This is a genomic window from Seohaeicola sp., assembly GCF_048006315.1.
Lineage (GTDB): Bacteria > Pseudomonadota > Alphaproteobacteria > Rhodobacterales > Rhodobacteraceae > Seohaeicola.
On record NZ_CP180350.1, the window covers coordinates 708,206 to 733,730 of the forward strand.

The following is a 25,525-nucleotide window of genomic DNA, read 5'->3' on the forward strand; positions in this document are numbered from 1 at the left end:
TGCTATGCCTCATGCGCGCGCCAAGGTCCAGTCACAAGCGCGCCGGATGGCAAAGGGCCGCGCCTTTCGGCACGGCCCCTGTTTCTTCTTGCCTCAAATATCCAACCCGCCCTCTCCGCCGCCACACCGGGCTGCGATACCGGGCAGACCGGATCAGCTGGCCGAGGCGCCTTCCTTCTTGGCTTCGGCATAGATCATCAGGGGCTGGGCCGCGGAAATCGCCGCCTCTTCATTGACCAGCACCTCGTCGACATTGGCCATACCGGGCAGTTCGAACATGGTGTTCAGCAGGATATCCTCGAGGATCGAACGCAGGCCGCGGGCGCCGGTCTTGCGTTCGATGGCGCGCTTGGCGATGGCCGTCAGCGCGTCATCGGTGAAGGTCAGCTTGACATTCTCCAGCTCGAACAGGCGCTGGTACTGCTTGACCAGCGCGTTCTTGGGCTGGGTCAGGATCGTCACAAGGGCGTCCTCGTCCAGGTCTTCCAGTGTCGCGATGACCGGCAGACGCCCGACGAATTCCGGGATCAGGCCGAATTTCAACAGATCCTCGGGTTCCAGATCCTTGAAGGTCTCGCCCACACGGCGGGTATCGGGGTCCTTCACATCCGCGCCAAAGCCCATGGCGCTGCCCTTGCCGCGCTGCGCGATGATCCGGTCCAGCCCGGCAAAGGCGCCACCGCAGATGAACAGGATATTGGTCGTGTCGACCTGCAGGAATTCCTGCTGAGGATGCTTGCGGCCACCCTGCGGCGGCACCGATGCAACGGTGCCTTCCATCAGTTTCAGCAGCGCCTGCTGCACCCCCTCGCCCGAGACGTCACGGGTGATCGACGGATTTTCCGACTTGCGGGTGATCTTGTCGACCTCGTCGATATAGACGATGCCGCGCTGTGCGCGCTCGACATTGTATTCGCTGGACTGCAGCAGCTTGAGGATGATGTTCTCCACATCCTCGCCGACATAGCCGGCTTCGGTCAGCGTGGTCGCATCCGCCATGGTGAAGGGCACATCAAGGATCCGCGCCAGCGTCTGCGCCAGCAGGGTCTTGCCGCAGCCGGTCGGGCCGATCAGCAGGATGTTCGACTTCGACAGTTCGATGTCATTGGTCTTGGAGGCGTGGTTCAGACGCTTGTAGTGGTTGTGCACAGCGACCGACAGCACCCGCTTCGCCTTCATCTGTCCGATGACATAATCATCAAGAACCGCACAGATATCCTTGGGCGTGGGCACGCCATCGGTTGCCTTCAGGCCTGCGCTTTTGGTCTCCTCGCGGATGATGTCCATGCACAGTTCGACACATTCGTCGCAGATGAAGACCGTGGGCCCCGCGATCAGCTTGCGCACCTCGTGCTGGCTTTTTCCGCAAAAGCTGCAGTAGAGGGTGTTCTTGCTGTCGCCGCCGGAATTGCTCGCCATATTGTCCCTTTCAGGCCTTGTACTGTGGTGCAGTCAGCCCGAAAAGTCGCGCCTTGCACAGTTGGGACCAAGCTTAGGCCAGCCCCCCGGCCACCACAATGTCAAAATTGTCCCACCCGGCGACGGGCGGGACAAGTTCATGTTACGCCTTGGTGTCTTCGGCCTTGCCGCGGCTCTCGACGATCTCGTCGATCAGGCCCCATTCCTTGGCATCTTCGGCCGACATGAAATTGTCACGCTCCAGCGCCGCTTCGACCTTCTTGAGGGTCTGGCCGGTGTGCTTGACATAGATCTCGTTCAGCCGGTTCTTGAGCTTCTGGGTCTCGGCGGCGTGGATCATGATATCCGTGGCCTGGCCCTGGTAGCCGCCAGAGGGCTGGTGCACCATCACGCGGCTGTTGGGCAGCGAGAAACGCATCCCCTTCTCGCCCGCGGTCAGCAGAAGCGAGCCCATCGATGCCGCCTGGCCGATCACCAGGGTCGAGACCTTGGGCTTGATGTATTGCATCGTGTCATAGATCGACAGGCCCGAGGTGACCACGCCACCGGGGCTGTTGATGTACATGCTGATCTCTTTCGAGGGGTTTTCGGCCTCGAGATGCAGCAGCTGCGCCACGATCAGGCTGGACATGCCGTCATGCACCGGGCCCGAAAGGAAGATGATCCGTTCCTTCAGCAGGCGCGAAAAGATGTCATAGGCGCGTTCGCCGCGGCTGGTCTGTTCGACCACCATGGGCACGAGGGTATTCATGTAAACGTCAATAGGGTCTTTCATAATCCGCCTGCCTGCTGCTGCTGTTGTTCATCCATAGTCCCGAGGTGTTACCGGAGTCTAGTCTTGCGCCCATCGGGCTGCAAGGGGCGCGGGGGATTTATCGCCCCGCAACACCCTGAACACGCCCTCAATCCGGGCGTTGAAGCCTGCGTCCGGGGCGCTAGATCGGCGGCTGAAGACCCCGGACAGGCACCATGGGACCACGCATCATGACGCAGAGCATCGCCACCGATTTTCCCGCCACGCGCACCGCCGCGCTGGAACGTCTGTCGCGTTTCGTGCCGCATGCGGGCGCCGATTACGCCCGGATGCGCAACCATGATTTCGGCGCGGGCGGGCATCGGCATGTCTCGACCCTGTCGCCCTATCTGCGGCATCGCCTGCTGACCGAGGCCGAGGTGCTGGAGGCCGTGCTGGGCCGCCATTCGCCACAGGCGGCCGAGAAATTCGTGCAGGAAGTGTACTGGCGCAGCTACTGGAAAGGCTGGCTGGAACAGCGCCCCGCCGTCTGGGAGATGTATCGCAGCGGCCTGACGGCGGCGCTGGACCAGGTGCAGACCCAATCCGGCCTGCGTCGTGCCTGGGCCGATGCCTGCGGCGGCCAGACCGGGATCGACGCCTTCGATCACTGGGCGCAGGAATTGCGGCAGAGGGGCTATCTGCACAACCACGCGCGGATGTGGTTCGCCTCGATCTGGATCTTCACCCTGCGTCTGCCCTGGGAACTGGGGGCCGATTTCTTCATGCGCCACCTGCTGGATGGCGATCCGGCGTCGAATACGCTGGGTTGGCGCTGGGTGGCCGGATTGCAGACGCGCGGCAAGACCTACCTGGCGCGTCCCGACAATATCGAGACCTATACCGGCGGGCGCTTTCGCCCCAAGGGTCTGGCCACGGTCGCGATCCCGCTGGACGGGCCCGAGGCGCCGCGCATCGCGCTGCCATCTGTCGGGCAGGTGGATCGGGATCTGCCCACGGCCCTGCTGCTGCATGACGACGACCTCAGCCCCGGTTATCTGTGCGACCAGGTCCCGGCTCCGCTGGGCACCAGCTTTCTGTCCACGGTGACGGAGCGCAGCCCGCTGCATGTCGCGCCGCATCTGGAAAGTTTCGTGTCGGATGCGATGGTGGATGTCGCCACGCGCTGGAAAGACAGGCTGGGAGAGCTTTCGCCGCCAAAGCAGCAGGTCGAGGCATTGGCCCTCTGGGCGCACGAGACCGGGGCGCGACAGATCGTGACGCCCTATGCGCCGGTCGGCCCGAACGCCCGCGCGCTGGATGCGCTGGAACGGCATCTGACCCATGACGGCATACGCCTGGTCCGCCTGCGCCGCGCCCATGACAGCGCCGCCTGGCCGCATGCCACGCATGGGTTCTTCAAGTTCAAGGACAAGATCCCCGCCCTGCTGGGCGCGCTGAAGGGAATCGGGCCGGTGTGACAACCGCGCCATCGCGCGGGGCCCGCAGGGCGCGGCGCCGGTTCACAACGCGAACCGCCCCACGCTTGCGCGCGGGGCGGTGCTTTATCACGGGCCGATGGGATCAGCCGAACATGTCGGTGGTGATGCCCGCATACCAGCCCAGGCTTTCCTCGTAGGTCTGCTTGCGCAGGGCCGCATCCTCGCCGGTCTGGCTGACGAAGCTGGATACGCTTGCGATCTTCTCGTCCGTGGGCTCATAGGCCGCGCCGACCTTGACCCCGTCTTCGGGTGCGATCAGCGACCAGCAGGTGTTCGAGTATTTGGCCGGGAACACGGAACTGCCCATCAGCTCGCCCCGGATCGCCATGGCGGCAACCTTGGCCTGGCTGTTGGCCGAATAGCCCGATTTCGGCATGTCGCCCTGCGCCGTCGCATCGCCCAGCACATAGATGTTGCCATCCACGCGGCTTTGCATGGTGTAGCCGGTGACCGGCGCCCAATTGCCTTCGGTGATGCCGGCCATCTCGCAGATGCGACCGGCCTTCTGGCCGGGAATGACGTTGCAGGCATCGACCTTTTCCACCGTGCCGTCGATCACGACTTCCATCGCATCGGGGCGCACCTCGACCTTGTCGCCGCCGAAATCGGGGCCGATCCGCTCAATCATGCCGGGGTAATGCCTGGCCCAGCCTTCCTCGAACAGGGCCTGCTTGCTGAACTTTTCCTTCGGATCGACCAGCAGGATCTTGGCGGTCGGGTTTACCTGGGTCAGCAGATGCGCGACCATGCTGATCCGCTCATAGGGTCCCGGCGGGCAGCGATAGGGGTTCGGCGGCGCGATCATCGCAAAGCGTCCGCCCTGGGGCATCGCCTCGATCTGCGCCTTCAGCAGTTCGGATTGCGACCCGGCCTTGTAGGCATGGGGCATCTTGTTCTGCGCCGAGACATCCCAGCCGGGAACCGATCCGTCGACAAAATCGATACCGGGGCTGAGGACCAGGCGATCGTAGGGCAGCACCGCGCCGCCCGCCAGCGTGACGGTCTTGGCGTCACGATCCACGCCTACGGCCCAGTCATGCACCACGTTGATCCCGTATTCCGCCGCCAGCTTGCCGTAGGAATGGCCGATGCTGGCGATATCGCGGAAGCCGCCGATATAGAGGTTCGAGAAAAAGCAGGTGTAGTAATGCCGCGTCGGTTCGACCAGGGTGACATCGATCTGCCCCTGGCTGTCCTTGGCCAGGTAGCGCGCCACCGTGGCCCCGCCTGCCCCGCCGCCCACGACGACCACACGCGGCCGCCCCTGTGACCAGACCATCGGCGCCTGCAATGCGGCAGCGGCGGCGACGCCGGTGCCGATGAAAGCTCTTCTGTTCAGTTTCATGTTCAGTTCCTCCCTAGAACCACCTGCGGATTATTCCAGCTCCGCGAAATATGCGGCCAAGGCCGCAATCTCTTCATCAGACAGCCGCCCTGCCATCATCTGCATCACGGGATGCGGGCGGATCTGGCGCTTGTAGGCATGCATTGCGATCACGAAATCCTCGACCGGCCATCCGACGACACCCGGAATACCCTCGTTCGCGCCGCTGCGCTGGTGACAGGTCAGGCATTCGCTGGACAGGTATTCGCCATAAGCCTTGTCACCCACGATGGCCAAAGTTTCGGGCGGCAGCTCGACCTCGCTGGCGCGGGCGGTGGGCTGGCTTTCCGGGATATTGGCCGGGCTTGCGGAAAACCCGCGCAGATAGGCCAGAAGATCGGCGCGATCGGTTTCATCCTTCATGCCGCGATAGGCCATGCGCGTGTCGCTGACCAGGGCCTTGGGGTTCTCGATATAGGCGTTCAGCGTCTCGAAGGTCCAGACAAGGCCATCCGCGCCCATCCGCGTCAGCCCCTTGGAGTAGCGATAATCCTCGCCTGCGCTGGCCGCCTTGCGACCGAAGATATCGTTGAGCTGCGGGCCGACGCGGTTCTTCGCGCCCGCGCCCACCTGATGACAGGATGCGCAGTCGCGAAAAAGGGTCTCGCCACGCGCGGCATCACCCAGAAGTTCCGCCTGGGCAGCACCGGTGCCTCCCAGAAGAAACCCAGCCACAAGAAGGTTCAACATGCTGCGGATCATCGTCACGTCATCCTGTTCGTTCGCCCTTCAAACAAGCCTGAAAGGGCCATGAAAAACAACCGGAAACACAGCGGGACACATGTATCCAACGCGAGTAGGACCGGATGACACGGATCGGTCGGAAAATCAGGAACGCGTGAGGGAACAGCGGCTTGGAAGTCGAAACGCATGTTCCGACCAGCCTGCCCGAACGCGTGGATCCGTCTCCTCCAAAACCAGGTCCACGTCTTTGCCTTGCTTTGCACCCCGCCCCTCAACGCGGTGCAGGACAGGCCGGATCACCGGCCTGCCCGCTATCGTCGGATTACTGCGAGAACGACTTGAGATATTCGTTGATCGCGGCGATTTCGTCTTCCTTCTTGAGGCCCGCAAAGGACATCTTGGTGCCCTTGACGTAGTCGCGCGGCTTGGTCAGGAACGCGGCCATCGTCTCTTCGTTCCAGACGGTGCCGGCGGCGCCCATCTCGGCCATGGTCTTGGAATAGCCGAAGCCTTCGACGCCACCCAGCGCCCGGCCCATCACCCCGTTGAGCTGCGGACCGGTCTTGTTCTGCGCGCCCTCGCCCACCTGGTGGCAGGCCGCACATTTCTTGAAGACCTTCTCGCCCGCGGCAACCAGTTCCATGTCCAGACCACCAGCCGCCGCCGGCGCGGCAGCTTCCTGCGTGGCGGCAGGCGCTTCGGTGCTGGCAACCTGTTCGGTCGCGGGGGCTGCTTCGGCGGTTTCGGCCGCAGCTTCCGCAGCCTGCTCGGCCTCGAAAGCCACACGCGCGGCAGTCTGGTCAGGCGTCACGTCCAGAACGGTGGCGCGCATCGTGATCTCGACCGTGTCCTTGCAGTTCTCCATGCAGGGTTCCTGCGAGAAGACGGGCAATTCGGTCTGGTCGCGATCATCGATGATGAAGCCGCCCGCGTTGGGCAATTCGATTTCGGTGAAGTTCTCGTTCGACAGAACGAAATCGTCCTCAACCAGGTCGTTGGAATAAAGGATATAGGCCGTGATGGCATAGACCTCGTCCGCCGACAGGCTTTGCGCGTTGCCGAAGGGCATCGAGCGGTGCACATAGTCCCAGACGGTCGACAGGTAGGGCCAGTAGGATCCCACCGTCTTGAGCGGGTCCTCGCGGTCCAGCGTATCGGTGCCACCGGCCAGCTTGGGCCAGTTGTCGACACCTTCGGCAAACACACCATGGCAGACCGCACAATAATCCTGGAACAGGGTATCGCCATCCTCGACGCTGCCCGAACCGACCGGCAGGCCGGTTCCGTTGGGGCTGACGTCCATATCCCACGCCGCGACCTCTTCGGGCAGGGCCAGGCGGCCAATGCCCATCGGGCCATCGCTGGGCGTGGTGCTGGCCACGGCCGGGCGCACCATGAACCCGATATCGGGGTTGGCGGGCGCCTCGCCCATCACGCGGGATTCGGTCGGCATCGGTGCCACGAAGCGATCGGCAAAGTTGTAGGCCCCGGTCAGAAGTGCCACGGCACCGACGCCAAGACCACCGTAGAGATTAAGAGATTTCGACATTTTCAGCCTCCCCGTTCGGTTTCACCCACCAGGTCTGGATACAGTTGTTGTGATAGACCGAGTTCAGGCCGCGAATGTCGCGCAGCTGCGTCTTGGTCGGCTGGACATAGCCCGTCTCGTCATGGGCGCGGGCCTGCAGAAGCATCTCTTCGCCGTCCCAGTTGTGATCGAAATAGAACCGGGTCAGCGCCTTGGCCTGACCAGGTGCCGCCAGGCGCGCCTGATGCCAGGTTTTGCCGCCATCGGTGGTCACGTCGACACGGGTGATCGCGCCACGGCCCGACCATGCCAGGCCGGTGATGACCAGCGGGCCCTTGCCGTGATGGATCGGTGCCTGCGGGCTGGGGCTGGTGATCACGGATTTCGCATCCATCACCCACGTCCACTTGCGCGAGGTGCCATCGGCCAGCGTGTCGGTGTATTTCGAGGTTTCCTCGCGGCTTTCCACGGGGCCATCCATGACCTCGACGCGGCGCAGCCACTTGACCCACATGTTGCCTTCCCAGCCCGGCACGACCAGGCGCACGGGATAGCCATGTTCCTTGCGCAGCGCCTCGCCATTGGCCTTGAAGGCCACCAGCACGTCGTCCAGCGCCTTTTCCATCGGGATCGAGCGGCCGTTGGACGAGGCATCGGCCCCTTCCACGTAGACCCACTTGTCCGACAGGTCGCCCGCCGCATCCAGACCGGCTTCGGTCAGCAGGGTGCGCAGCGAGACGCCGGTGTATTCCATGTTGTGGATCATGCCGTGGGTGAACTGCGCGCCGTTCAGCTGCGCGCCGGCCCATTCCATGCCCGTGTTGGCGGCGCATTCGCAGAAATACACGTGCTGCTCACGGGGGAAACGCTCGAGATCCTCGTAGGTGAAGATCAGCGGGCGGTCCACCAGCCCGTTGATCATCAGGCGGTATTCCTTTTTCGACAGCTCGATCGCGCCGGAATGGTGCCGCTCGAAGGCGCAGCCCTGCGGCGTGATCGTGCCGTCAAGCGCATGGATCGGGGTGAAGTTGATCGAACTGATCACGTCAGCCGTCAGCCATTCGACATTGCGGCGCACCACGTCGGATTCGAACTTGATCGGCATGCCGTAGGGCGTGGCGTCCACCCCGTCGCCCAGGCCGCTGGCCCAGGGCTGGATCTCGGTGATCAGCGGGTCGGGACCCGCCGCCTTGGCTGCAGTGGCCCCTGCCACCGCACCACCTGCGGCCAGCGCGCCCCGAAGGAACGCGCGACGCGAGGATTTCATGTCATTGGAGCTGGCTGTCATTTGTCCTTGCCTCCTTTTCAGATCATCAAATTCGGTTTTGTGAATTTGATAGAGTCAAAATGGGTCCTTGGCAATGGGGGCTCACTCCCCCAAGGCCGCGGCAATGGGGGCTCAGGCCCCCACCACCTGCACGCTTGTGTTCGGGGCAACCTTCACGGTGCCCTGCTTGCGGATGTAGTCTTCGACCACATCCCAGATCTGCGGTCCTTCGGTGCCCTCGTTGACCGAGGCCCAACCGGCCACCACATAGGTTTTCGCGGGATCGATCGCCTCGCCCGTCTTGAGAAGGGTCATGTCGCTGATCCGCTGGCCCATCGGCTTGGACACGTCGATGCGGTAGCCCAGGCCACCCACGCGCACCATGTCGCCGCCCTGCTGGTAGTAGGGATCGGGATTGAACAGGTTGTCACCCACGTCTTCCAGGATGACATTCAGGAATTCGCCGGTCATTTCCGTGCGGTAAGCCTGGCCATAGGTCATCGAGGTGACGTTGTGGATATCCTCGCGGGTGATGTCCTGCCCCGGCAGGATCGACGGGCCCCAGCGCACGCCGGGCGACATCGCGATATCGGCCTCGCGCTCGGTGATCAGCGCGTCGCAGATCAGGTCATCCCAGGTGCCGTTGAAGTTGCCGCGACGATAGAGCAGCGTATCGGCCTGGCCGATCACCTCGGACAGCTTGTCCGCGAAGGGTGCACGCTGTTCGTCGATCAGGGCCGCCACCTCGGCGTCGGGGGTGATCACATCCGAGAAGATCGGGATCAGCTTGTGGCGGAAGCCCATCAGGCGGCCTTCGCGCACGTCCAGATCGACGCGGCTGACGAATTTGCCGTTCGACCCGGATGCGATCAGGATCGTCTCGCCGATCAGGACCGGTTCGGGCAGCGCGTCATGGGTATGGCCGGTCAGGATCACGTCGATGCCTGTCACGCGGCTGGCCATCTTCTTGTCCACGTCAAAGCCGTTGTGGCTGAGGCAGACAACAAGCTCTGCGCCCTCGGCGCGCACCTCGTCCACGACTTCCTGCATGCGCTGATCGCGGATGCCGAAGCTGTATTCGGGGAACATCCAGCCGGGGTTGGCGATGGGCATGTAGGGGAACGCTTGCCCGATCACGGCGATCTTGACGCCGCCGCGTTCGAAGAACTGGTAGGGTTTGAAATCCTCGGACGGCTCGTCCCATTCAGCGTCGAAGATATTCGCGCCAAGAGCGGCGAAAGGCAGCCCCTCGACCAGCTCGCGGACACGTTCGGTGCCAAGCGTGAATTCCCAGTGGAAGGTCATCGCATCGGGCTTGAGCGCGTTCATCACGTTGACCACGTCCTGGCCCTGCGTGTGATAGCAGGTGTAAGAACCGTGCCACGTGTCGCCGCCATCCAGCAGCAGCGCATCGGGACGCTCGGCGCGGATCGAATTCACCACCGTGGCGACGCGGTCCATGCCGCCCATGCGGCCATAGGTTTTTGCCAGCGCGGTGAAGTCATTGTAGGTCAGTGCATAGGCCGAGGCAGAGCCGTCGTCGATCCCGTAGAGCTTGCGGAAATCGGCACCCGTGATGTGGGGCACGTGGCCCTTGTTGTCGCCGACGCCCAGGTTGATCTCGGGCTCGCGGAAAAAGATCGGCTTGAGCTGCGCGTGGATGTCCGTGATGTGGATCAACGAGACGTTGCCGAAGGTGTCGAACTGCAACAGTTGATCCTGCGTCAGGCTCTGCTGCGCGGCAAGGCGCGCCCAGTTGCCGAAACCCGATGCGCCAACAAGCGCGGATGCGGCCATACCGACCTGAAGAAAATCACGGCGAGAGATCATGATCCCGTGCTCCGATAGGTTAGAGTGTTCCCGGACCGCTGCCCGTACAGGCCAGCGGTTTGGCCTTTTTGGCCCGTCTTTTCAAAAGCTTGCAAAAAAATATCGGGGGCGGGCCTCCCGCCCCCGATGAATGGTTCAGTTCCGGACCGAGGGGCCTTCGACCGACAGGCCATTGCCGCGGCTGGCCACGTAAAGCTCCAGCGCCACGAATTCGGGGCTGCCGGGATCAAAGGTGTGGCCGCGGGTGTCGCGGATGCAGCCCTTGAAGCGATCATGAACCTGGTTCAGCTTGGCGTTCTTCAGACGATAGGTCGGAAAGCCGTTGATCTGACCCTGGCTCAGGTGATCGGCGCGGATCATGTTGCCATAGTTGTCTTCGTGGCAATTGGCGCAAGACAGCTCCAGCTGGCCGAAACGGGTGTAGTAGATTTCCTTGCCCGCTTCCCAGGTCGCCTGAACGGGACCGTCGATCACCACGTCCACCGGCATGCCGCGCGACTGCACAGAAATCAGCGCTTCCATGTTGGTCATCTGGCCGCTGGTGTACTTGTAGGGCTCGGCCTTCATGTTCTCCGTGCGGCAGCCATTGATCTGCATCGCCAGAGTGCGCACTTCGCCCGCGGTCTCGTTCCACTTGGGATAAACGGCGCGAACGCCCTTCATGCTTTCCTCGGGCGTGCCGTGGCAGGATGCGCAGGACTTGCCCGCTTCGCCTTCGACCTTGTTCCACTGGTCAAGGCCAAGATCGGCGAAGACCATGCCGGGGTTGTCGAAGTCATCCATCTGCAGGGCCTGGGTCTCATCCTCGCGGAAGCGCCAGCCGGAATAGATGGTGTCCAGCGCATCGGACAGATGCGCGGGTGCTGCGGTCTCGGTGACCATGTCCAGTTCGCCATTGATGGCCAGCGAGTCCTCGTCAGGATCTGCCAGCGTCATTGCCGGAACCGAGAGAAGCAGTGCGGCCACAGCCGTCATTGCCTTGAATTTCATGTAGTGCCCTCCCTTTTGGCTGCCCGAGGCGCGGTCCTTTTGACGCCGCGCCCCGAGATCTCGCTGGACCGTGCGGCTTAGCCGATCGCCACGGATTTGGTGTCCTCGTAGACCGAACCGTCGTCATCGTACCAAGTGAACTTCAGATCGCCTGCTTCGGGGATCACGGCCTCGAACTCGAAATACGGGTTGGTCGAGATCGCCGGCTCCATCTGGATGTCGATCACGGACGTGCCGTTGAATTCGCAGGTGAAGCGGTTGATGATCGAGCGCGGGATCGGGGTGCCGTCCGCGTTCTTGCGCTGTCCCGATTCCATCTGGTGGCTGATCAGGGTCTTCAGAACGACCGCCTCGCCGGCTGCTGCCTTGCTGGGGGCCTTGACGCGGGGTTTTACGCCTTCTGCCATTTTGTCTCTCCTAAATCTCTCTATGCGTTAACGAATGCCGGCCCCTCCGGACCAGCGAGCGATGACGCGGATCAGCCGCCGCAGCCGCCAATGGTGACCTTCACGTTCGAGCTGGCCTTGGCAAAGCTGCCGTCAGCCATCTTCGCGATCGCGATCACGTCCTGGGTGCCTGCCAGACGGATGCGGGTCGACGCGGAATGCGCCCCGGCCATCTCGCCGAAGGTGAAGGTTGCCACGCCCGGCGTCGGGTTGCCCGCAGCCAGAACCATGATCGACACGGCGCCCTCGGCCTCGACCGAGATCGGCACGGTGTTGCCGTTTTCTGCGATTTCCGGTGCCGTCAGGGTCACACCGGCATCGGCCATGGCGGCGCCACCGGTGAAGGCGGCAATCGCGTCGTCGGCTGCCGCATTCGCCCGGAAGGGCAGTACGGTCAGAGCGACGGCACCCATGCCCAGCGCCAGAGTATCACGTCTTGTGAAATCCATTCTGTTGTCTCCTTTTATCAAGCGCTTCCCGATCACTCGTCTTTCAGAGTCATCAGGAACGCCACCACATCTTCGATCTGCTGTGCGGTCAGAAGCGGCTCGATCTTTTCGGCTGCCTTGCCCGTGTATGCGTTACCCGGACGGGTGAACCCGTCCACCTTGTAGAAGGCCGGCATGATCGTGCCGTCGTAGACCAACTTGGCATTGGCCACGATCCCGCGCAGTTCTGCCTCGTTCCAGCGGCTGCCGACACCGTCCAGCATCGGCCCCACGTTACCGGGGAAAGCCGCGCCCAGCCCCGTGATCTCGTGGCAGGCGACGCAGTTGCCGATGGACCGGCTCGAAAACGCCTTGACGCCCTCTTCGGCGTTGCCAGGTGTCCCGGACAGCGACGCTTCGATGGCGCCGGCATCGGTGTAGACCACATCGGCCGGTGCCACGGGCTCCGCCGCGAACGCGCCGGATGCCACGAGCGTTGCCGCCAGTGTCAATGTTGAAAGCCTCATGTTCCCTCCCTTAGCTACCAGGTCTTCTGGCTGAGTTAGCTTTGTATACCGTAGTCCACGCGCGGGGTTCCTTGCAACAACAAATTCATAAAAACGAATTTGCTTATCTGAAAACTCCGCGCAGCCCTTTCCGGGCCGTTGCGGGCAGATCGCGCGCCCTGCCCCGCGCAGCTTCCGCGACTATTGCGAAAGCTGTCGTGCCAGGTATTTCTGGAAGGGCTCGTCGGTCTCGTATCCCTTCTCGACAACCCAGCGTAACATCGCAAGAGTAGTACCTTTCTTGAAGGCGCCGGGCATGACGGCAACCGCAGCCTGCGGGGCGGCGACGCCCTCTGGCACCTCTTCGGGGAAGAACATCAGCGTGGGGGTGAACATCAGCCCCCATTTGCGCGCCATCTCCTTTTCCGGCAGCACCGCGCCATCGAAATCGGTGACCTCGACATCGCCGAACATGTTCATCTGGATCACGAAGTAATTCTCGCGGATGAACGAATCGATCTCCGAATCGGGAAAGACCTCCTCGTGCATCTGCTTGCAGTAGATGCAGCCCCGCTGTTCGAAGATGATCGCCAGACGCTTGCCTTCGGCATTGGCCTCGGCCAGGTCCTCGCGCAGGTCCTTGAACGTGTCGCGCATCCAGGCGGCCTTGTGCAGCCCGTCATCACCCAGTTCCGCCGCCGCCACCGGCATGATGGCCAGCGCCAGAGCCGTGGACGCCACGGCCAGGGTTGTTCTCAGTCCTCTCATTCCATCCTCCCTCGATTTGCGCCCTACCCGAGCGACATGAACCCCGGAAACCAGCGGATCATCGCATCCGCGATCAGATTGACCGCATTGGTGGCGATCAGGATCGCAAAGACGATCAGCATGACACCCATGATCTTTTCCACATGGCCCAGATAGCGGCGATTGCGCTGCATCCAGCCCAGGAACGGTTTGGCGAAAAGCGCGGCCACCACGAAAGGGGCCGTCATCGCAAGGCCATAGACCAGCAACAGGCTGCCGCCCTGCCAGATGTCGCCCATGCCGCTGGCCACCATCAGGATCGCCGCCAGCGCGGGGCCCACACAGGGCGTCCAGCCAAAGCCGAAGGCCAGCCCCATGACATAGGCGCCGATCACCGTCGTAGGCTCTGCCTTGCTTTCCAGCCGCGCCTCCCGGTACAGCAGCCCGATCCGCAGAATGCCCAGGAAATGCAGGCCGAACAGCAAAAGGATCGCGGCGGCCACATAGGACAGCGGCTGCCGCCATTGCGCGAAGGTCTGGCCCAGCGCCGTGGCCCCCATGCCCAGCATCACGAATATGGTGCTGACACCCAGGGCGAAAAACACCGCCGAGATCACCAGCCGCTTCTGCGCGCCGGGTACGATGGCCCCGTCATCGCGCAGCTCGGACATGGAAATGCCCGCCATGTAGCATAAATAGAATGGAACCATCGGCAGAATACAGGGCGTAAAGAAAGACAGCAGCCCCGCCAGCGCGGCCCCTGCATAGGAGATGTCCAGCATATGCGGGACTCCTTGAATTATTCACATATTCAGATTATCTTTTGTATACGGTTGTCGTCAATTTTTTCATACGTCAACATATATTCGTCAGCCATCCGTCATGAACAGGGTTGTTCCATGCGTCTTCTCAAGGCCATACGCCGTCCCCTTGCAGCGGTTACCCTTTTTGTCGTGGCCCTGTTGCTGACACCGCAGGCGGCACGCGCCGCAGAACTGGTCATGATCGACTGCGAAGGCTGCGGCTACTGCATCGCGTGGAAAAAGCAGATCGGCCCGGCCTATCCCAACACCGACCTTGGCCGCTTCGCCCCCCTGCGGGTGGTCAATATCCGCGAAGGCGCGCCCGAAGGAATGACCTTCGACCGCCCCGTCCTGTTCACGCCGACCTTCATCCTCGTGGACGAAGGCCGCGAACTGGACCGAATCGAGGGCTATCCCGGCGAAGATTTCTTCTGGGGCTTGCTGGAAAAGATGCTAAAGGAGAAGACGGATTTCATCGGGTCGAGCTGACATCCTTGCTTTGGCGGGGGCCCTGCGCGGCCTCGGGCTCAAGGCGCAACCGGACGATCCGGTCCGGCAGAACAGCACTACGCGTGCCTGCAAAGAACAGGTATGCACGACCGAAAGAAGGCAGGGGACAGGGCAAGTGCCGCTTCCAGTATTCACAGACAGCATCTCGGATGCCGAGATGGACCGCTTCGTCGACAATGCGACGACGGCCAGCAATTTCCTGAAAGCGCTCAGTCATGAGGGCCGCCTGCTGATCCTGTGCCACCTTGTCTCCGGCGAGAAATCCGTGACCGAACTGGAAGAGCTGCTCTCTGCCCGACAGGCCGCCGTCAGCCAGCAATTGTCCCGCTTGCGCCTCGAGGGGCTTGTGGTTCCGCGCCGCGACGGCAAGGCCATCTATTATCGTTTGGCGGATGAGCGCCCGAAACGTATACTCGAACTCGTATACGAACTGTTCTGCGTGGACGAGTCCGGCACACGCATCTGAACACAGCGGATCGGGGAGGATCAGGCGATGTTCGAAGGGATCAGCGACAGCGCCCTTGTGGCGTTGATCGGCATGGCCAGCGGTCTGCTGCTCGGCCTTGCGGCACGCCTTGGCCGCTTCTGCACCATGGGCGCAATCGAGGACTTGCTTTACGGTCAGAACGATACGCGCATGCGGATGTGGGTGCTGGCGATCGGGCTGTCGGTCATGGGCACCTTCGGCCTGATGGCGACGGGCCTGCTGGAGCCTGAGCGCTCGTTTTACCTGTCGATCCGCTGGATGCCTGTCGTGTCGATCATCGGCGGTCTGATGTTCGGATACGGCATGGCACTGGCCGGCAACTGCGGCTTCGGGTCGATCGCGCGGCTGGGCGGGGGAGACATGCGGGCCTTCGTGATCGTTCTGGTCATGGGCCTTTCAGCCTATTTCGTGATGTCGGGCCCGCTGGCACCGCTGCGCGCCATGCTGATCAACCAGCAGGATGTCGTCCCCGGCGAGATGCCGCCGGGCCTGGCGCATCTTGTGGCCGATCTGTCGGGTGGATCCGTTGCGGTCATCGGGATGGCAATCGGCGCACTGATCGTGGCCGGCACCCTGTCCTCGCGACGCTTTCTTGCGAATGGCCGCGCGATCTTCTGGTCTGCCGTGGTGGCCCTGGCAATCGTGTCGGGCTGGGCCGGCAGCTACTGGGTGGCGAGCACGGGCTATACCGACATGCCGGTCGTGTCCCACAGCTTTTCCGCCCCCGTGGGCGAAAGCCTGCTTTACGCGATGACCGGCTCGGCGCGTGCGCCCTCCTTCGCCGTGGGATCGGTGGCAGGGGTGATCTTGGGTGCCTTCATCGGCTCGCTGTTCAAGGGCCATTTCCGCTGGGAAGCCTGCGAGGATCCGCGCGAGTTGCGCCGCCAGATCACCGGTGCTGCGCTGATGGGCGTGGGCGCGGTTCTGGCGCTTGGCTGCACCATCGGGCAAGGTGTCTCGGCATTTTCGGTACTGGCCTTCTCGGCGCCCCTCACCTTTTTGGCGATCCTGGCCGGGGCGGCCTTTGGCCTGCGTCAACTGATCGAGGGTTTCCAGCCCGCAGAGTAAGCGGCGCAGCCTGCGCCGTGATCGTTCCAAGAATACGCGGTCCGGCGGTACCCGCCCTCGCGCCATGAAAAAAGGGGGCACCAGCCCCCTTTGATCCCTTGTTGATCCCAGGTGATCCGGGTCTGGTCCCTCAGACCTTTTCCTGCGTGTATTTCTTCAATTCGGCGCGGGCCACCTGGCGGCGATGCACGGCGTCGGGGCCGTCGGCCAGCCGCAGGGTGCGCACATGCGTCCATTTATGGGCCAGGGGCGTGTCCTGGCTGACGCCCTGCCCGCCGAACATCTGCACCGCCTCGTCGATGACCTTGAGGGCCACACGCGGTGCGATCACCTTGATCTGGCTGATCCACGGGGCCGCGGCGCGCTTGTCGCCCTGATCCATGTACCAGGCCGCCTTGAGGCACAGCAGGCGGGCCATCTCGATCTCCATCCGGCATTCGGCGATGATGTCGAAATTCGCCCCGAGCTGTGCCAGTTTCTTGCCGAAGGCCTCACGCGCCAGCGACCGCTTGCACATCAGTTCCAGCGCGGATTCGGCCTGCCCGATGGCACGCATGCAGTGATGGATGCGGCCCGGCCCAAGGCGGCCCTGGCTGATCTCGAAGCCGCGCCCCTCGCCCAGCAGCAGGTTTTCGGCCGGCACGCGCACATCGGTGAAACGGATATGCATATGCCCGTGCGGCGCATCGTCATTGCCGTAGACTTCCATCGGGCGCAGCACCTCGATGCCCTTGGTGGCGGCGGGCACCACGATCATGGAATGGCGTGCATGCTTGGCCGCATCGTCGCCGCCGGTCTTGACCATGACGATATAGACCTTGCAGCGCGGATCGCCCGCACCCGAGGCCCACCATTTCTGACCGTTCAGCACATAGTCATCACCATCGCGAACGCAGGACATCGACACATTCGTGGCGTCCGAACTGGCGACATCGGGTTCGGTCATCAGATAGGCCGACCGGATCTGCCCTTCCAGCAGCGGGGCCAGCCACTGCTTCTTCATGGCGGGGGTGCCGTAACGCTCGAACACTTCCATGTTGCCGGTATCGGGGGCCGAGCAGTTGAAGACCTCGGCGCCAAGAGGCGTCTTTCCCATCTCTTCGGCAAAATAGGCATATTCCACCGTGCTCAGGCCAAAGCCCTTCTCGCTGTCGGTCAGCCAGAAGTTCCACAGACCTTCGGCCTTGGCCTTGGCCTTCAGCCCTTCCAGGATCTCGGTCTGGCGCGCGGTAAACTGCCAGCGATCTTCCTTGGCGATCTCGGCGTGATACTCGTCCTCCAGCGGCATAACCTCATCGCGGATCATGGCGGCCACACGGTCCAGCAGGCGCCGATTCTCGGCGCGCATCCCGAAGTTCATATCCATGCCTATTTCCTCCCTGCGAAAATCAATTCCACGCAGATAACATCACGTCCTTTGCTGGATGGAAAGCCGGGAAACGTGCAAAAGACGCCGCGTCGCAGGGGCGGCGGCACATTGAACCGTATCTTAAGAGGAGGCCATCAGCCTGATTGGTGCGGTCGAGAAGACTCGAACTTCCACGGGAGTTACCCCACAGCGACCTCAACGCTGCGCGTCTACCATTCCGCCACGACCGCACGTGATCAGGTGACGAGGGGCCGTATAGACAAAGCCCGCCCCCTTGTGAAGAGCAGAAATGCAGCAGGGGCCTGCATGGCCCCTGCCCCCTTGTTTCGCACCTTGCGGATGGATCAATCCAGCTTGAAGGCCGGCAATGCGGCCTTCTGGGCCTGCGGCGAGGGGGCGCCGCCCAGGCTTGCCGATGCAGCGCGCAGAAGTTCCATCCGTTCGGGCTGTCCGGGCGCAAAGACGGGCGACGCCCCCTGTGCCACGGCATCGACCGCCACGGCGTACCAGTCCTGCGCCCCCTCGTCCGAGCGGTTGACGCCAAAGCCCTGCGACAGGTGATGCCCGACCAGTTCCGCATAGGGTGTCTGACCGATGCCCACCAGCAGCAGGGCAGAGCCAAGCGCAACCTCCATCCGGTCACGACGATATCCGGTGTAGAGGCAGATCTCGGCCGTCGCCTGCAACTGTTCGACCGTCATTGCGGCCCCCAGAACGAAGGTCTGCACCTCGGCCCGCACGGTGGCGCTGTCGGCGCTGTCCAGCATCGCCACGAAGGGCGCAAGGACCGGGCCGAAGGCGTCGCATTGCTGGTCGACCTGCGCCTGGGTCAGCCCTTGGACCTTGGCCACCATCTCTTCGCCCTTGCCGATGGCATAAGTGCGGGTGAGGCAGAACTGTTCGCTCAGCGCAAGGTCGGGATCGGTCATCGAGGCCAGCGTCACGAAGCCGCCGTTCGAATTGGTCAGCAGGCTGACCTTGCTGCAGTGGCTGGCCAGGGAAGGCGCCTGCGCCGGTGCCTGCGCCGCGCCGAAGATCGGCAGCGCCGAAAGGCCGCTGGCCGCAGGCGCAGGGGCGGCCGCCATCACCGTGGCCGGGGCCTGCGGTGCGGCGGGTGCGGCGGGCGTCGTCGGCTGCGGCGCGGCGGCCATCACGCCCCCTGCGCCCCCCGCATCGCCCGACATCTGGCAGGCCCCCTGGCGGCAGGTGAACATCGCCGGCACCGCGTTGAAGGCCAGGAAATCGTTGCGCGCATATCCCTGCGGGGTCGAGGCAAAGACCATCACCGAACAGCTGCTGGCCCCGCACCAGAAGGAACTGCCCGTGACCGATGTGTCGATCAGGTAATCGGTGCGCCCGTCCCCGTTCAGATCCGCCAACTGGATGAAACCCGATCGCTGCATCAGCTGTTCGGCGGTGGGTTCTGAACTTGCCGCGATCTCGTCGACGGCGGCAGACACCTCGGGCGGCATGCCGCCATAGCTGGCGCTGCGGGGGCCCGCGCCCCCGCCCATCGCCTCGTTGCGCCAGATGACAAGCAGGCCCTTCACGCCCTGCGGGTTTGTATTCATCTCGCGCATCACCTGCGGCCCGCCGATCTGCGCGCGGCTATAGGACGAGATCAGGAAATCACGCTCGTATGGCGTCAATTCACCTGTCGCCGGAAAGCCCAGATGCGCCTGGTATTGCGCGGCTGCGGCGCGCGACCGTTGTCCCATTACCCCATCGGCGGTGCCTGCGGGAAAGCCGAAATAGTTCAACGAGGTCTGCACCTGACGGTTCTGTTCGCGCGTGGCGGAACTCATGGTGCTGCGCGGCTGGCTGCTGCGCGTGGTCGTGCGCTGGCGATTCTTGTTCGCCTCGTTCACGATGACGCCGCCCAGGATGCCGCCGACGATGGCAGCCCCCAGGTTGTCGGCTGCGGATTGCGTGGCCGTGACAGAAAAACAGAGCGCGGCAACAAGACCGGCCTTCATGCGATAACTCGTCATTTCAAAAATTCCCCCTGATGCTAAAATAATGTCAAAAGGGTACCTCAGGACGTGCGTTTCCCAAAGATGATATGCACCCGATGCATACCATAAAGGGTAAAAGGCGATCTAAAGAGCAGGAAATTCTCTAAATGGTAGAATGGATCACCACCCCGGGTTTCACGGATTACCGCGAAGCCGAACAGCAGATGGAACGGCGCGCCGCCGCCATCGCGGCTGGCACCGCGCCCGAGTCGATCTGGCTGCTGGAACATGCGCCGCTTTACACGGCGGGGACCAGCGCGCGGATCGAGGATCTGACCGACCCGGATCGCTTTCCGGTCCATCCCAGCAAGCGCGGCGGACAATACACCTATCACGGCCCCGGTCAGCGGGTCATCTACGTGATGCTGGACGTGGGCCGGCGCGGTCATGACGTGCGCCGTTTCGTGCAGCAACTCGAGGCCTGGGTGATCGAGACACTGGCCGCTTTCGGCGTCGAGGGGCATATCCGCGAGGGGCGCGTGGGCGTCTGGGTGGAACGCCCCGACAAGCCGCGCGGCCCGGCTGGCGCCTTGGCCGAGGACAAGATCGCGGCCATCGGCATCCGCCTGCGCAAATGGATCAGCTTCCACGGGATATCGATCAACCTTGACCCGGAACTGGAGCATTTTTCCGGCATCGTGCCCTGCGGGATCACGCAGCATGGCGTCACCAGCCTGCGGGATCTGGGGCATGACGTGAGCATGGCCGAACTGGACGCAGCGCTCCAAAAGAGCTTCGGGACAATCTTCGGCGAATAGTCGCAGATGTCCCGCAAAGTTGAAATGACTGTTGCGTGCGTTAATTGTAGGCGTATCACTGGTGGCCGGAAAGACTCGACCACACACCAAACCCAAGAGGTCCGACGATGAAATTCCTGATTACCGCTTCTGCCGCCCTGATGGTTCTGTCCGCACCTGCCTTTGCCGCAGGCGACGCTGCCAAGGGCGAGCGCGAGTTCAACAAGTGCAAGGCATGCCACATGATCCAGGCAGCCGACGGCACTGACATCGTGAAAGGCGGCAAGACCGGCCCGAACCTTTACGGCGTGATCGGCCGCGCCGCCGCCTCACAGGAAGGCTTCCGCTACGGCCCCAGCATTACAGCCGCTGGCGAAGCAGGCCTGGTCTGGGACGAAGAGAACCTGGCCACCTATGTGCAGGACCCCAAGGCATTCCTCGTGGAATTCACCGGCGACGCCAAGGCGCGCTCGGCCATGAGCTTCAAGCTGGCCAAGGGCGCCGAGGATGTGGCCGCCTATCTGGCATCGGTCGCCCCTGCGACCAACTGATCCGCATCGCGCGGACAGCCCGCGACACATTGTCAGGAAAGCCCGGCGCCACGCCGGGCTTTTTTGTTTTTTGTCAACAGCTTGCAACAAGTGTCGCGTCAGGCTGACAGTGCGGCAGGTGCGACAATATACATTGATTCAGATCAAATTCGCGGATTGCCGTTGACGCCAAGCCATTCTAAACAGGTCGAGAACGCCGCGCGGGGAGTCTTCTCCGCGCCAATACACCACTACAGGAGGCAACCGCATGGCCGACGCAGCCATTCACAGCCACGGACACGAGGACCAGCGCGGGTTCTTCACCCGTTGGTTCATGTCCACGAACCACAAGGATATCGGCATCCTTTACCTGATCACATCGGCTCTGGTCGGTCTGATCTCGGTCACCTTCACCATCTACATGCGGATGGAACTGATGGAGCCGGGTGTCCAGTACATGTGCCTTGAAGGCGCACGGTTCATTGCCTCTTCGGCAGAATGCACGCCCAACGGCCACCTCTGGAACGTGATGATCACCTATCACGGCGTCCTGATGATGTTCTTCGTCGTGATTCCCGCCCTCTTCGGCGGTTTCGGCAACTATTTCATGCCGCTGCAGATCGGTGCGCCGGACATGGCGTTCCCGCGCATGAACAACCTGTCCTTCTGGATGTATGTGGCCGGTACGGCACTTGGCGTCGCCTCGCTGCTGGCGCCGGGCGGCAACGACCAACTGGGTTCGGGCGTGGGCTGGGTGCTTTACCCGCCGCTGTCCACCAACGAAGGCGGCTTCTCGATGGATCTGGCGATCTTCGCTGTCCACGTGTCGGGCGCCTCGTCGATCCTTGGTGCGATCAACATGATCACCACCTTCCTGAACATGCGTGCCCCCGGCATGACCCTGTTCAAGGTGCCGCTGTTCGCCTGGTCGATCTTCGTGACATCCTGGCTGATCCTGCTGTCGCTGCCGGTTCTGGCAGGCGCCATCACGATGCTGCTGACCGACCGCAACTTCGGCACGACCTTCTTCGATCCCGCAGGCGGTGGTGACCCGATTCTCTATCAGCACATCCTGTGGTTCTTCGGCCACCCCGAGGTCTACATCATCATCCTGCCGGGATTCGGCATCATCAGCCACGTGATCGCCACCTTCTCGCGCAAGCCGGTGTTCGGTTACCTGCCGATGGTCTGGGCGATCATCGCGATCGGCGCGCTGGGCTTCGTCGTCTGGGCGCACCACATGTACACCGTGGGCATGTCGCTGACGCAGCAGTCCTACTTCATGATGGCCACCATGGTCATCGCGGTTCCCACCGGCGTGAAGGTGTTCAGCTGGATCGCCACGATGTGGGGCGGTTCGGTCAGCTTCGAAACCCCGATGCTCTGGGCTTTCGGCTTCCTGTTCCTGTTCACCGTTGGCGGCGTGACCGGCGTCGTTCTCAGCCAGGCCGGCGTGGATCGTGCCTACCATGACACCTACTATGTCGTGGCGCACTTCCACTACGTGATGTCGCTGGGTGCGGTCTTTGCGATCTTCGCCGGGGTATACTTCTACTTCGGCAAGATGACGGGCCGTCACTATCCCGAATGGGCCGGCAAGCTGCACTTCTGGATGATGTTCCTGGGTTCGAACCTGACCTTCTTCCCGCAGCACTTCCTTGGCCGTCAGGGCATGCCCCGCCGCTACATCGACTATCCCGAGGCATTCGCCGTCTGGAACTACTGGTCGTCGATCGGCGCGTTCATCTCCTTCGCATCGTTCCTGTTCTTCTTCGGCATTATCTTCTACTCGCTGTTCCGTGGCGCGCGCGTCACCCAGAACAACTATTGGAACGAATATGCCGACACGCTGGAATGGACCCTGCCCAGCCCGCCGCCCGAGCACACGTTCGAGCAGCTTCCCAAGCGCGAAGACTGGGACAAGGGCCACGCCCACTAAGGCACGGCACGACACGCATGACGAAGGGCTCCCGACTGGGGGCCCTTTTTCCTTGTTGCGCCACAAGGTCAGACAGGCCCAAGCGCGACATCGCGTACCGCGCACCGGGGCTTTACCCCCGGCGGTTTCGCGTTACCTTTGTGCCAACAGAAGCTTAGAACGCCCGGACATGCCCTATACCTGGACCGACCCCCAAGACAGCCACCGCACCCTGACACTCTGGCCACACAGATCCCTGCCCCGGCGCGGGATGGCCGCGTTCATTCTGGCGACCTTCGTCATGATCCTGATGCCGCTCTTTGCCGTGATCGGCACAGCCGTGCTCTGGGGGTTGCTGCCCTTTCTGATGGCGGCGATCGGGGCAGTCTGGTGGGGATTGGAGCGCAGCTATCGCGACGGCAATATCCTTGAGGAATTGACGCTGGATCCGGGCCATATCTACCTGACCCGGATCAACCCCAAGGGCGACCGGCAGGAATGGGATTGCAATTGCTACTGGGCGCGCGCCGAACTGCATCCACAGGGTGGGCCGGTGCCGAATTACGTGACCCTGACGGGAAACGGCCGCACGGTCGAAATCGGTGCCTTCCTGTCCGAGGACGAACGCAAGGACCTGTTCAATGAACTGTGCGAGGCATTGCGCCTCTACAAGTCAGAGGCGCCGGCCTGACGGGCCTCAGCTCAGCCGTGTCTTGATCATCGGGCCGACGGCCCCGAAATCCATCTGGCCGGTATACTTGCCCTTAAGCTCGCCCATGACCTTTCCCATGTCGCGGATCGAGGTGGCACCGGTCGCGGCAATCGCGTCCGATACGGCTTCCTCGATCTCGGCCGCGGTCAGCTGCCGAGGCAGGAACTCTTCGATCACGGCAATCTCGGCCCGCTCGCGCTCGGCCAGATCGACACGCCCGCCTTCTTCATAGGCGCGCACGCTTTCCATGCGCTGCTTGGACATCTTGCCCAGGATCGCCAGAACCTCGGCATCGCCGACGCCGGTGGAATCGGTATCACCCCGCGCCGCGATATCACGGTCCTTGATGGCGGCATTGATCAGTCGCAGCGTGGACAGACGGTCAGCCGCCTTGTCCTTCATGGCTTGTTTGAGGGCCGCGTTGACCCTGTCGCGCATATCCATTCTGCTCATCCCCGGCATTGTCACAGACGAGACACATAGTATGTCCCGATCAGAGGGGCAACAGCCATGCCCTTTTGCACTGTCCTGTTTTCCTGCAGGCGGCGGATGACTTTGCGGCAGGCCGGGCTTGACCATCACGGGTGCTGCCCGTAAACCTCCGCCAATTTGCCCGTGCCCAGCACGGGCGGTGCGGACGGGGCCACGGCCCTGCACCCGGTGCCGCCCGATACCGCGCGCATGGTGCAACCGCTGCCCATAGCCGTTTAGCCGAACCGGAGACACCCAGATGCCCCAGACCAACGCCCCCCGCCCCACGGCCTGCCTTGCGCTTGCAGACGGGACGCTGTTCTACGGCCGCGGCTTCGGCGCCACGGGCGAGACGCAAGCGGAACTGTGCTTCAACACCGCGATGACCGGCTACCAGGAAATCATGACCGATCCGTCCTACGCGGGCCAGGTGGTGACCTTCACATTCCCTCATGTCGGCAATGTCGGCGTGAACCCCGACGATGACGAAACCGCCGATCCGGTGGCCGCCGGCATGGTCGTGAAATGGGATCCGACAGAGCCCAGCAACTGGCGCGCCGCCGAACATCTGACGACATGGCTGGAAAAGCGCGGCCGCATCGCGATCGGTGGCGTGGATACCCGCCGCCTGACCCGCGCGATCCGGCAGCAGGGCGCGCCGCATGTGGCGCTGGCCCATAACCCCGATGGCGTCTTCGACATCGAGGCGCTGGTCGCGCGCGCGCGCGCCTTTCCCGGCCTCAAGGGGCTGGATCTTGCCAAGGACGTGACCTGCGCCCAGTCCTATCGCTGGGACGAGATGCGCTGGGCCTGGCCTGAAGGCTACGCCCGCCTTGCGGACCCGAAATTCAAGGTCGTGGCCGTGGATTACGGCGCCAAGCGCAACATCCTGCGGTGCCTGGCTTCGGTCGGCTGCGATGTGACCGTGCTGCCCGCCACCGCGACCGCGGAAGAGGTCATGGCCCATGATCCCGACGGCGTGTTCCTGTCCAATGGTCCGGGCGATCCGGCCGCGACCGGGGCCTATGCCGTACCGATGATCCAGGGCGTTCTGAAGCATGACGTGCCGGTCTTCGGCATTTGCCTGGGTCATCAGATGCTGGCACTGGCCCTGGGGGCAGAGACCATCAAGATGAACCACGGCCATCACGGCGCGAACCACCCGGTCAAGGACCTTGAGACCGGCAAGGTGGAAATCACCTCGATGAACCACGGTTTCGCGGTGGACAGCCAGACCCTGCCCAAGGGCGTGCTGGAAACACATGTCTCGCTTTTCGACGGATCGAACTGCGGGATCCGCATGGCCGACCGTCCGGTCTTTTCGGTGCAATACCACCCCGAGGCCAGCCCCGGACCGCAGGACAGCTTCTACCTGTTCGAACGTTTTGCGGCCCATATGGCGGAACGTGCGGAAAACAGCGTCGCTTAATCACCTGTTAAG

25 protein-coding genes and 1 tRNA gene are annotated in these 25,525 nt (G+C 62.9%); 9 read left to right on the forward strand and 17 right to left on the reverse strand.

Annotated features, from left to right (window positions below; translation table 11 throughout):
* Window positions 1-153: 153 nt before the first annotated feature.
* Together clpX and ACMUJL_RS03540 are read right to left on the reverse strand one after the other, a co-directional pair.
* Complete coding sequence (gene clpX, locus ACMUJL_RS03535; RefSeq protein ID WP_068290637.1) at window positions 154-1,419, reverse strand: ATP-dependent Clp protease ATP-binding subunit ClpX; 1,266 nt, start codon at window positions 1,417-1,419, stop codon at window positions 154-156.
* 142 nt (window positions 1,420-1,561) lie between these two features.
* A complete protein-coding gene (locus ACMUJL_RS03540) occupies window positions 1,562-2,194 on the reverse strand; it encodes an ATP-dependent Clp protease proteolytic subunit (RefSeq protein WP_068290639.1) in 633 nt (210 codons plus the stop codon).
* A 209-nt stretch (window positions 2,195-2,403) separates the two neighbouring features.
* Here ACMUJL_RS03540 and ACMUJL_RS03545 point away from each other — a divergent pair, with 209 nt between their 5' ends.
* Window positions 2,404-3,633, forward strand: a complete 1,230-nt coding sequence (locus ACMUJL_RS03545) for an FAD-binding domain-containing protein (protein WP_416914124.1) — start codon at window positions 2,404-2,406, stop codon at window positions 3,631-3,633.
* 103 nt (window positions 3,634-3,736) lie between these two features.
* Here ACMUJL_RS03545 and ACMUJL_RS03550 read toward each other — a convergent pair whose 3' ends face one another.
* The 11 genes from ACMUJL_RS03550 to ACMUJL_RS03600 all read right to left on the reverse strand — a co-directional run bounded on the left by ACMUJL_RS03550 (window position 3,737) and on the right by ACMUJL_RS03600 (window position 14,246).
* Window positions 3,737-4,999 (reverse strand): NAD(P)/FAD-dependent oxidoreductase, encoded by a 1,263-nt coding sequence (locus tag ACMUJL_RS03550; protein ID WP_068290640.1) that lies wholly within the window; start codon window positions 4,997-4,999, stop codon window positions 3,737-3,739.
* Window positions 5,000-5,029: 30 nt separating this feature from the next.
* Window positions 5,030-5,740, reverse strand: coding sequence for a c-type cytochrome (locus ACMUJL_RS03555; protein WP_375570394.1), 711 nt, complete (start codon window positions 5,738-5,740; stop codon window positions 5,030-5,032).
* Window positions 5,741-6,044: 304 nt separating this feature from the next.
* A complete protein-coding gene (locus ACMUJL_RS03560) occupies window positions 6,045-7,271 on the reverse strand; it encodes a c-type cytochrome (RefSeq protein ID WP_375570392.1) in 1,227 nt (408 codons plus the stop codon).
* Window positions 7,255-8,538: a sulfite dehydrogenase gene (gene soxC, locus ACMUJL_RS03565; RefSeq protein ID WP_068290642.1), complete on the reverse strand. Its 1,284-nt coding sequence runs from the start codon at window positions 8,536-8,538 to the stop codon at window positions 7,255-7,257. The genes ACMUJL_RS03560 and soxC overlap by 17 nt, the downstream gene beginning before the upstream one ends.
* Before the next feature lie 111 nt (window positions 8,539-8,649).
* Window positions 8,650-10,347, reverse strand: coding sequence for a thiosulfohydrolase SoxB (gene soxB, locus ACMUJL_RS03570; RefSeq protein WP_375570389.1), 1,698 nt, complete (start codon window positions 10,345-10,347; stop codon window positions 8,650-8,652).
* Between the two features lie 135 nt (window positions 10,348-10,482).
* On the reverse strand, window positions 10,483-11,337 hold the full coding sequence (soxA, locus tag ACMUJL_RS03575; protein WP_375570387.1) for a sulfur oxidation c-type cytochrome SoxA: 855 nt from the start codon (window positions 11,335-11,337) through the stop codon (window positions 10,483-10,485).
* Between the two features lie 77 nt (window positions 11,338-11,414).
* Window positions 11,415-11,744, reverse strand: coding sequence for a thiosulfate oxidation carrier complex protein SoxZ (gene soxZ, locus ACMUJL_RS03580; RefSeq protein ID WP_068290647.1), 330 nt, complete (start codon window positions 11,742-11,744; stop codon window positions 11,415-11,417).
* 71 nt (window positions 11,745-11,815) lie between these two features.
* Window positions 11,816-12,232: a thiosulfate oxidation carrier protein SoxY gene (gene soxY / locus ACMUJL_RS03585; protein ID WP_375570385.1), complete on the reverse strand. Its 417-nt coding sequence runs from the start codon at window positions 12,230-12,232 to the stop codon at window positions 11,816-11,818.
* A gap of 32 nt (window positions 12,233-12,264) precedes the next feature.
* Window positions 12,265-12,738: a sulfur oxidation c-type cytochrome SoxX gene (soxX, locus tag ACMUJL_RS03590; RefSeq protein WP_375570383.1), complete on the reverse strand. Its 474-nt coding sequence runs from the start codon at window positions 12,736-12,738 to the stop codon at window positions 12,265-12,267.
* Between the two features lie 180 nt (window positions 12,739-12,918).
* Window positions 12,919-13,485 (reverse strand): SoxW family protein, encoded by a 567-nt coding sequence (locus tag ACMUJL_RS03595; protein ID WP_416914125.1) that lies wholly within the window; start codon window positions 13,483-13,485, stop codon window positions 12,919-12,921.
* Window positions 13,486-13,508: 23 nt separating this feature from the next.
* Window positions 13,509-14,246: a cytochrome c biogenesis CcdA family protein gene (locus ACMUJL_RS03600; RefSeq protein ID WP_068290653.1), complete on the reverse strand. Its 738-nt coding sequence runs from the start codon at window positions 14,244-14,246 to the stop codon at window positions 13,509-13,511.
* Window positions 14,247-14,363: 117 nt separating this feature from the next.
* Here ACMUJL_RS03600 and ACMUJL_RS03605 point away from each other — a divergent pair, with 117 nt between their 5' ends.
* The 3 genes from ACMUJL_RS03605 to ACMUJL_RS03615 all read left to right on the forward strand — a co-directional run bounded on the left by ACMUJL_RS03605 (window position 14,364) and on the right by ACMUJL_RS03615 (window position 16,332).
* Window positions 14,364-14,756: a thioredoxin family protein gene (locus ACMUJL_RS03605; RefSeq protein ID WP_375570379.1), complete on the forward strand. Its 393-nt coding sequence runs from the start codon at window positions 14,364-14,366 to the stop codon at window positions 14,754-14,756.
* Between the two features lie 178 nt (window positions 14,757-14,934).
* Window positions 14,935-15,243, forward strand: a complete 309-nt coding sequence (locus tag ACMUJL_RS03610; protein WP_138176885.1) for an ArsR/SmtB family transcription factor — start codon at window positions 14,935-14,937, stop codon at window positions 15,241-15,243.
* A 27-nt stretch (window positions 15,244-15,270) separates the two neighbouring features.
* Window positions 15,271-16,332 carry a YeeE/YedE family protein gene (locus ACMUJL_RS03615; protein WP_375570377.1) on the forward strand — a complete coding sequence of 354 codons (1,062 nt, stop codon included), beginning with the start codon at window positions 15,271-15,273 and terminating at the stop codon, window positions 16,330-16,332.
* 130 nt (window positions 16,333-16,462) lie between these two features.
* On the opposite strand, the gene ACMUJL_RS03620 is transcribed toward ACMUJL_RS03615, so the two are convergent.
* From ACMUJL_RS03620 to ACMUJL_RS03630, 3 genes are all read right to left on the reverse strand, one after another.
* Entirely contained in the window at window positions 16,463-17,698 is a 1,236-nt protein-coding gene (locus tag ACMUJL_RS03620) for an acyl-CoA dehydrogenase family protein (protein WP_375570375.1), read from the reverse strand.
* Between the two features lie 147 nt (window positions 17,699-17,845).
* Window positions 17,846-17,931 (reverse strand) — tRNA-Leu (locus ACMUJL_RS03625).
* A 114-nt stretch (window positions 17,932-18,045) separates the two neighbouring features.
* Window positions 18,046-19,692 carry a peptidoglycan-binding domain-containing protein gene (locus ACMUJL_RS03630; RefSeq protein WP_416914126.1) on the reverse strand — a complete coding sequence of 549 codons (1,647 nt, stop codon included), beginning with the start codon at window positions 19,690-19,692 and terminating at the stop codon, window positions 18,046-18,048.
* A gap of 131 nt (window positions 19,693-19,823) precedes the next feature.
* On the opposite strand from ACMUJL_RS03630, the gene lipB reads away from it, so the two are divergent.
* From lipB to ACMUJL_RS03650, 4 genes are all read left to right on the forward strand, one after another.
* Entirely contained in the window at window positions 19,824-20,474 is a 651-nt protein-coding gene (lipB, locus tag ACMUJL_RS03635; RefSeq protein WP_416914127.1) for a lipoyl(octanoyl) transferase LipB, read from the forward strand.
* Window positions 20,475-20,581: 107 nt separating this feature from the next.
* Entirely contained in the window at window positions 20,582-21,004 is a 423-nt protein-coding gene (locus ACMUJL_RS03640; RefSeq protein ID WP_068290665.1) for a c-type cytochrome, read from the forward strand.
* A gap of 247 nt (window positions 21,005-21,251) precedes the next feature.
* Complete coding sequence (gene ctaD / locus ACMUJL_RS03645) at window positions 21,252-22,922, forward strand: cytochrome c oxidase subunit I (RefSeq protein ID WP_068290668.1); 1,671 nt, start codon at window positions 21,252-21,254, stop codon at window positions 22,920-22,922.
* Between the two features lie 169 nt (window positions 22,923-23,091).
* Window positions 23,092-23,592 (forward strand): DUF2244 domain-containing protein, encoded by a 501-nt coding sequence (locus tag ACMUJL_RS03650; RefSeq protein ID WP_375570368.1) that lies wholly within the window; start codon window positions 23,092-23,094, stop codon window positions 23,590-23,592.
* A gap of 6 nt (window positions 23,593-23,598) precedes the next feature.
* Here the strand turns inward: ACMUJL_RS03650 and ACMUJL_RS03655 are convergent, their stop codons facing one another.
* Entirely contained in the window at window positions 23,599-24,057 is a 459-nt protein-coding gene (locus ACMUJL_RS03655) for a GatB/YqeY domain-containing protein (RefSeq protein WP_068290672.1), read from the reverse strand.
* Between the two features lie 286 nt (window positions 24,058-24,343).
* Here ACMUJL_RS03655 and carA point away from each other — a divergent pair, with 286 nt between their 5' ends.
* Entirely contained in the window at window positions 24,344-25,513 is a 1,170-nt protein-coding gene (gene carA, locus ACMUJL_RS03660) for a glutamine-hydrolyzing carbamoyl-phosphate synthase small subunit (protein ID WP_068290674.1), read from the forward strand.
* Window positions 25,514-25,525: the final 12 nt, after the last annotated feature.

Bases quoted from the DNA above. Each gene is read 5' to 3' on its own strand.
- clpX (WP_068290637.1), bottom strand. From the start codon at position 1,419: ATGGCGAGCAATTCCGGCGGCGACAGCAAGAACACCCTCTACTGCAGC.
- ACMUJL_RS03540 (WP_068290639.1), bottom strand. From the start codon at position 2,194: ATGAAAGACCCTATTGACGTTTACATGAATACCCTCGTGCCCATGGTG.
- ACMUJL_RS03545 (WP_416914124.1), top strand. From the start codon at position 2,404: ATGACGCAGAGCATCGCCACCGATTTTCCCGCCACGCGCACCGCCGCG.
- ACMUJL_RS03550 (WP_068290640.1), bottom strand. From the start codon at position 4,999: ATGAAACTGAACAGAAGAGCTTTCATCGGCACCGGCGTCGCCGCCGCT.
- ACMUJL_RS03555 (WP_375570394.1), bottom strand. From the start codon at position 5,740: ATGATCCGCAGCATGTTGAACCTTCTTGTGGCTGGGTTTCTTCTGGGA.
- ACMUJL_RS03560 (WP_375570392.1), bottom strand. From the start codon at position 7,271: ATGTCGAAATCTCTTAATCTCTACGGTGGTCTTGGCGTCGGTGCCGTG.
- soxC (WP_068290642.1), bottom strand. From the start codon at position 8,538: ATGACAGCCAGCTCCAATGACATGAAATCCTCGCGTCGCGCGTTCCTT.
- soxB (WP_375570389.1), bottom strand. From the start codon at position 10,347: ATGATCTCTCGCCGTGATTTTCTTCAGGTCGGTATGGCCGCATCCGCG.
- soxA (WP_375570387.1), bottom strand. From the start codon at position 11,337: ATGAAATTCAAGGCAATGACGGCTGTGGCCGCACTGCTTCTCTCGGTT.
- soxZ (WP_068290647.1), bottom strand. From the start codon at position 11,744: ATGGCAGAAGGCGTAAAACCCCGCGTCAAGGCCCCCAGCAAGGCAGCA.
- soxY (WP_375570385.1), bottom strand. From the start codon at position 12,232: ATGGATTTCACAAGACGTGATACTCTGGCGCTGGGCATGGGTGCCGTC.
- soxX (WP_375570383.1), bottom strand. From the start codon at position 12,738: ATGAGGCTTTCAACATTGACACTGGCGGCAACGCTCGTGGCATCCGGC.
- ACMUJL_RS03595 (WP_416914125.1), bottom strand. From the start codon at position 13,485: ATGAGAGGACTGAGAACAACCCTGGCCGTGGCGTCCACGGCTCTGGCG.
- ACMUJL_RS03600 (WP_068290653.1), bottom strand. From the start codon at position 14,246: ATGCTGGACATCTCCTATGCAGGGGCCGCGCTGGCGGGGCTGCTGTCT.
- ACMUJL_RS03605 (WP_375570379.1), top strand. From the start codon at position 14,364: ATGCGTCTTCTCAAGGCCATACGCCGTCCCCTTGCAGCGGTTACCCTT.
- ACMUJL_RS03610 (WP_138176885.1), top strand. From the start codon at position 14,935: ATGGACCGCTTCGTCGACAATGCGACGACGGCCAGCAATTTCCTGAAA.
- ACMUJL_RS03615 (WP_375570377.1), top strand. From the start codon at position 15,271: ATGTTCGAAGGGATCAGCGACAGCGCCCTTGTGGCGTTGATCGGCATG.
- ACMUJL_RS03620 (WP_375570375.1), bottom strand. From the start codon at position 17,698: ATGGATATGAACTTCGGGATGCGCGCCGAGAATCGGCGCCTGCTGGAC.
- ACMUJL_RS03630 (WP_416914126.1), bottom strand. From the start codon at position 19,692: ATGACGAGTTATCGCATGAAGGCCGGTCTTGTTGCCGCGCTCTGTTTT.
- lipB (WP_416914127.1), top strand. From the start codon at position 19,824: ATGGTAGAATGGATCACCACCCCGGGTTTCACGGATTACCGCGAAGCC.
- ACMUJL_RS03640 (WP_068290665.1), top strand. From the start codon at position 20,582: ATGAAATTCCTGATTACCGCTTCTGCCGCCCTGATGGTTCTGTCCGCA.
- ctaD (WP_068290668.1), top strand. From the start codon at position 21,252: ATGGCCGACGCAGCCATTCACAGCCACGGACACGAGGACCAGCGCGGG.
- ACMUJL_RS03650 (WP_375570368.1), top strand. From the start codon at position 23,092: ATGCCCTATACCTGGACCGACCCCCAAGACAGCCACCGCACCCTGACA.
- ACMUJL_RS03655 (WP_068290672.1), bottom strand. From the start codon at position 24,057: ATGGATATGCGCGACAGGGTCAACGCGGCCCTCAAACAAGCCATGAAG.
- carA (WP_068290674.1), top strand. From the start codon at position 24,344: ATGCCCCAGACCAACGCCCCCCGCCCCACGGCCTGCCTTGCGCTTGCA.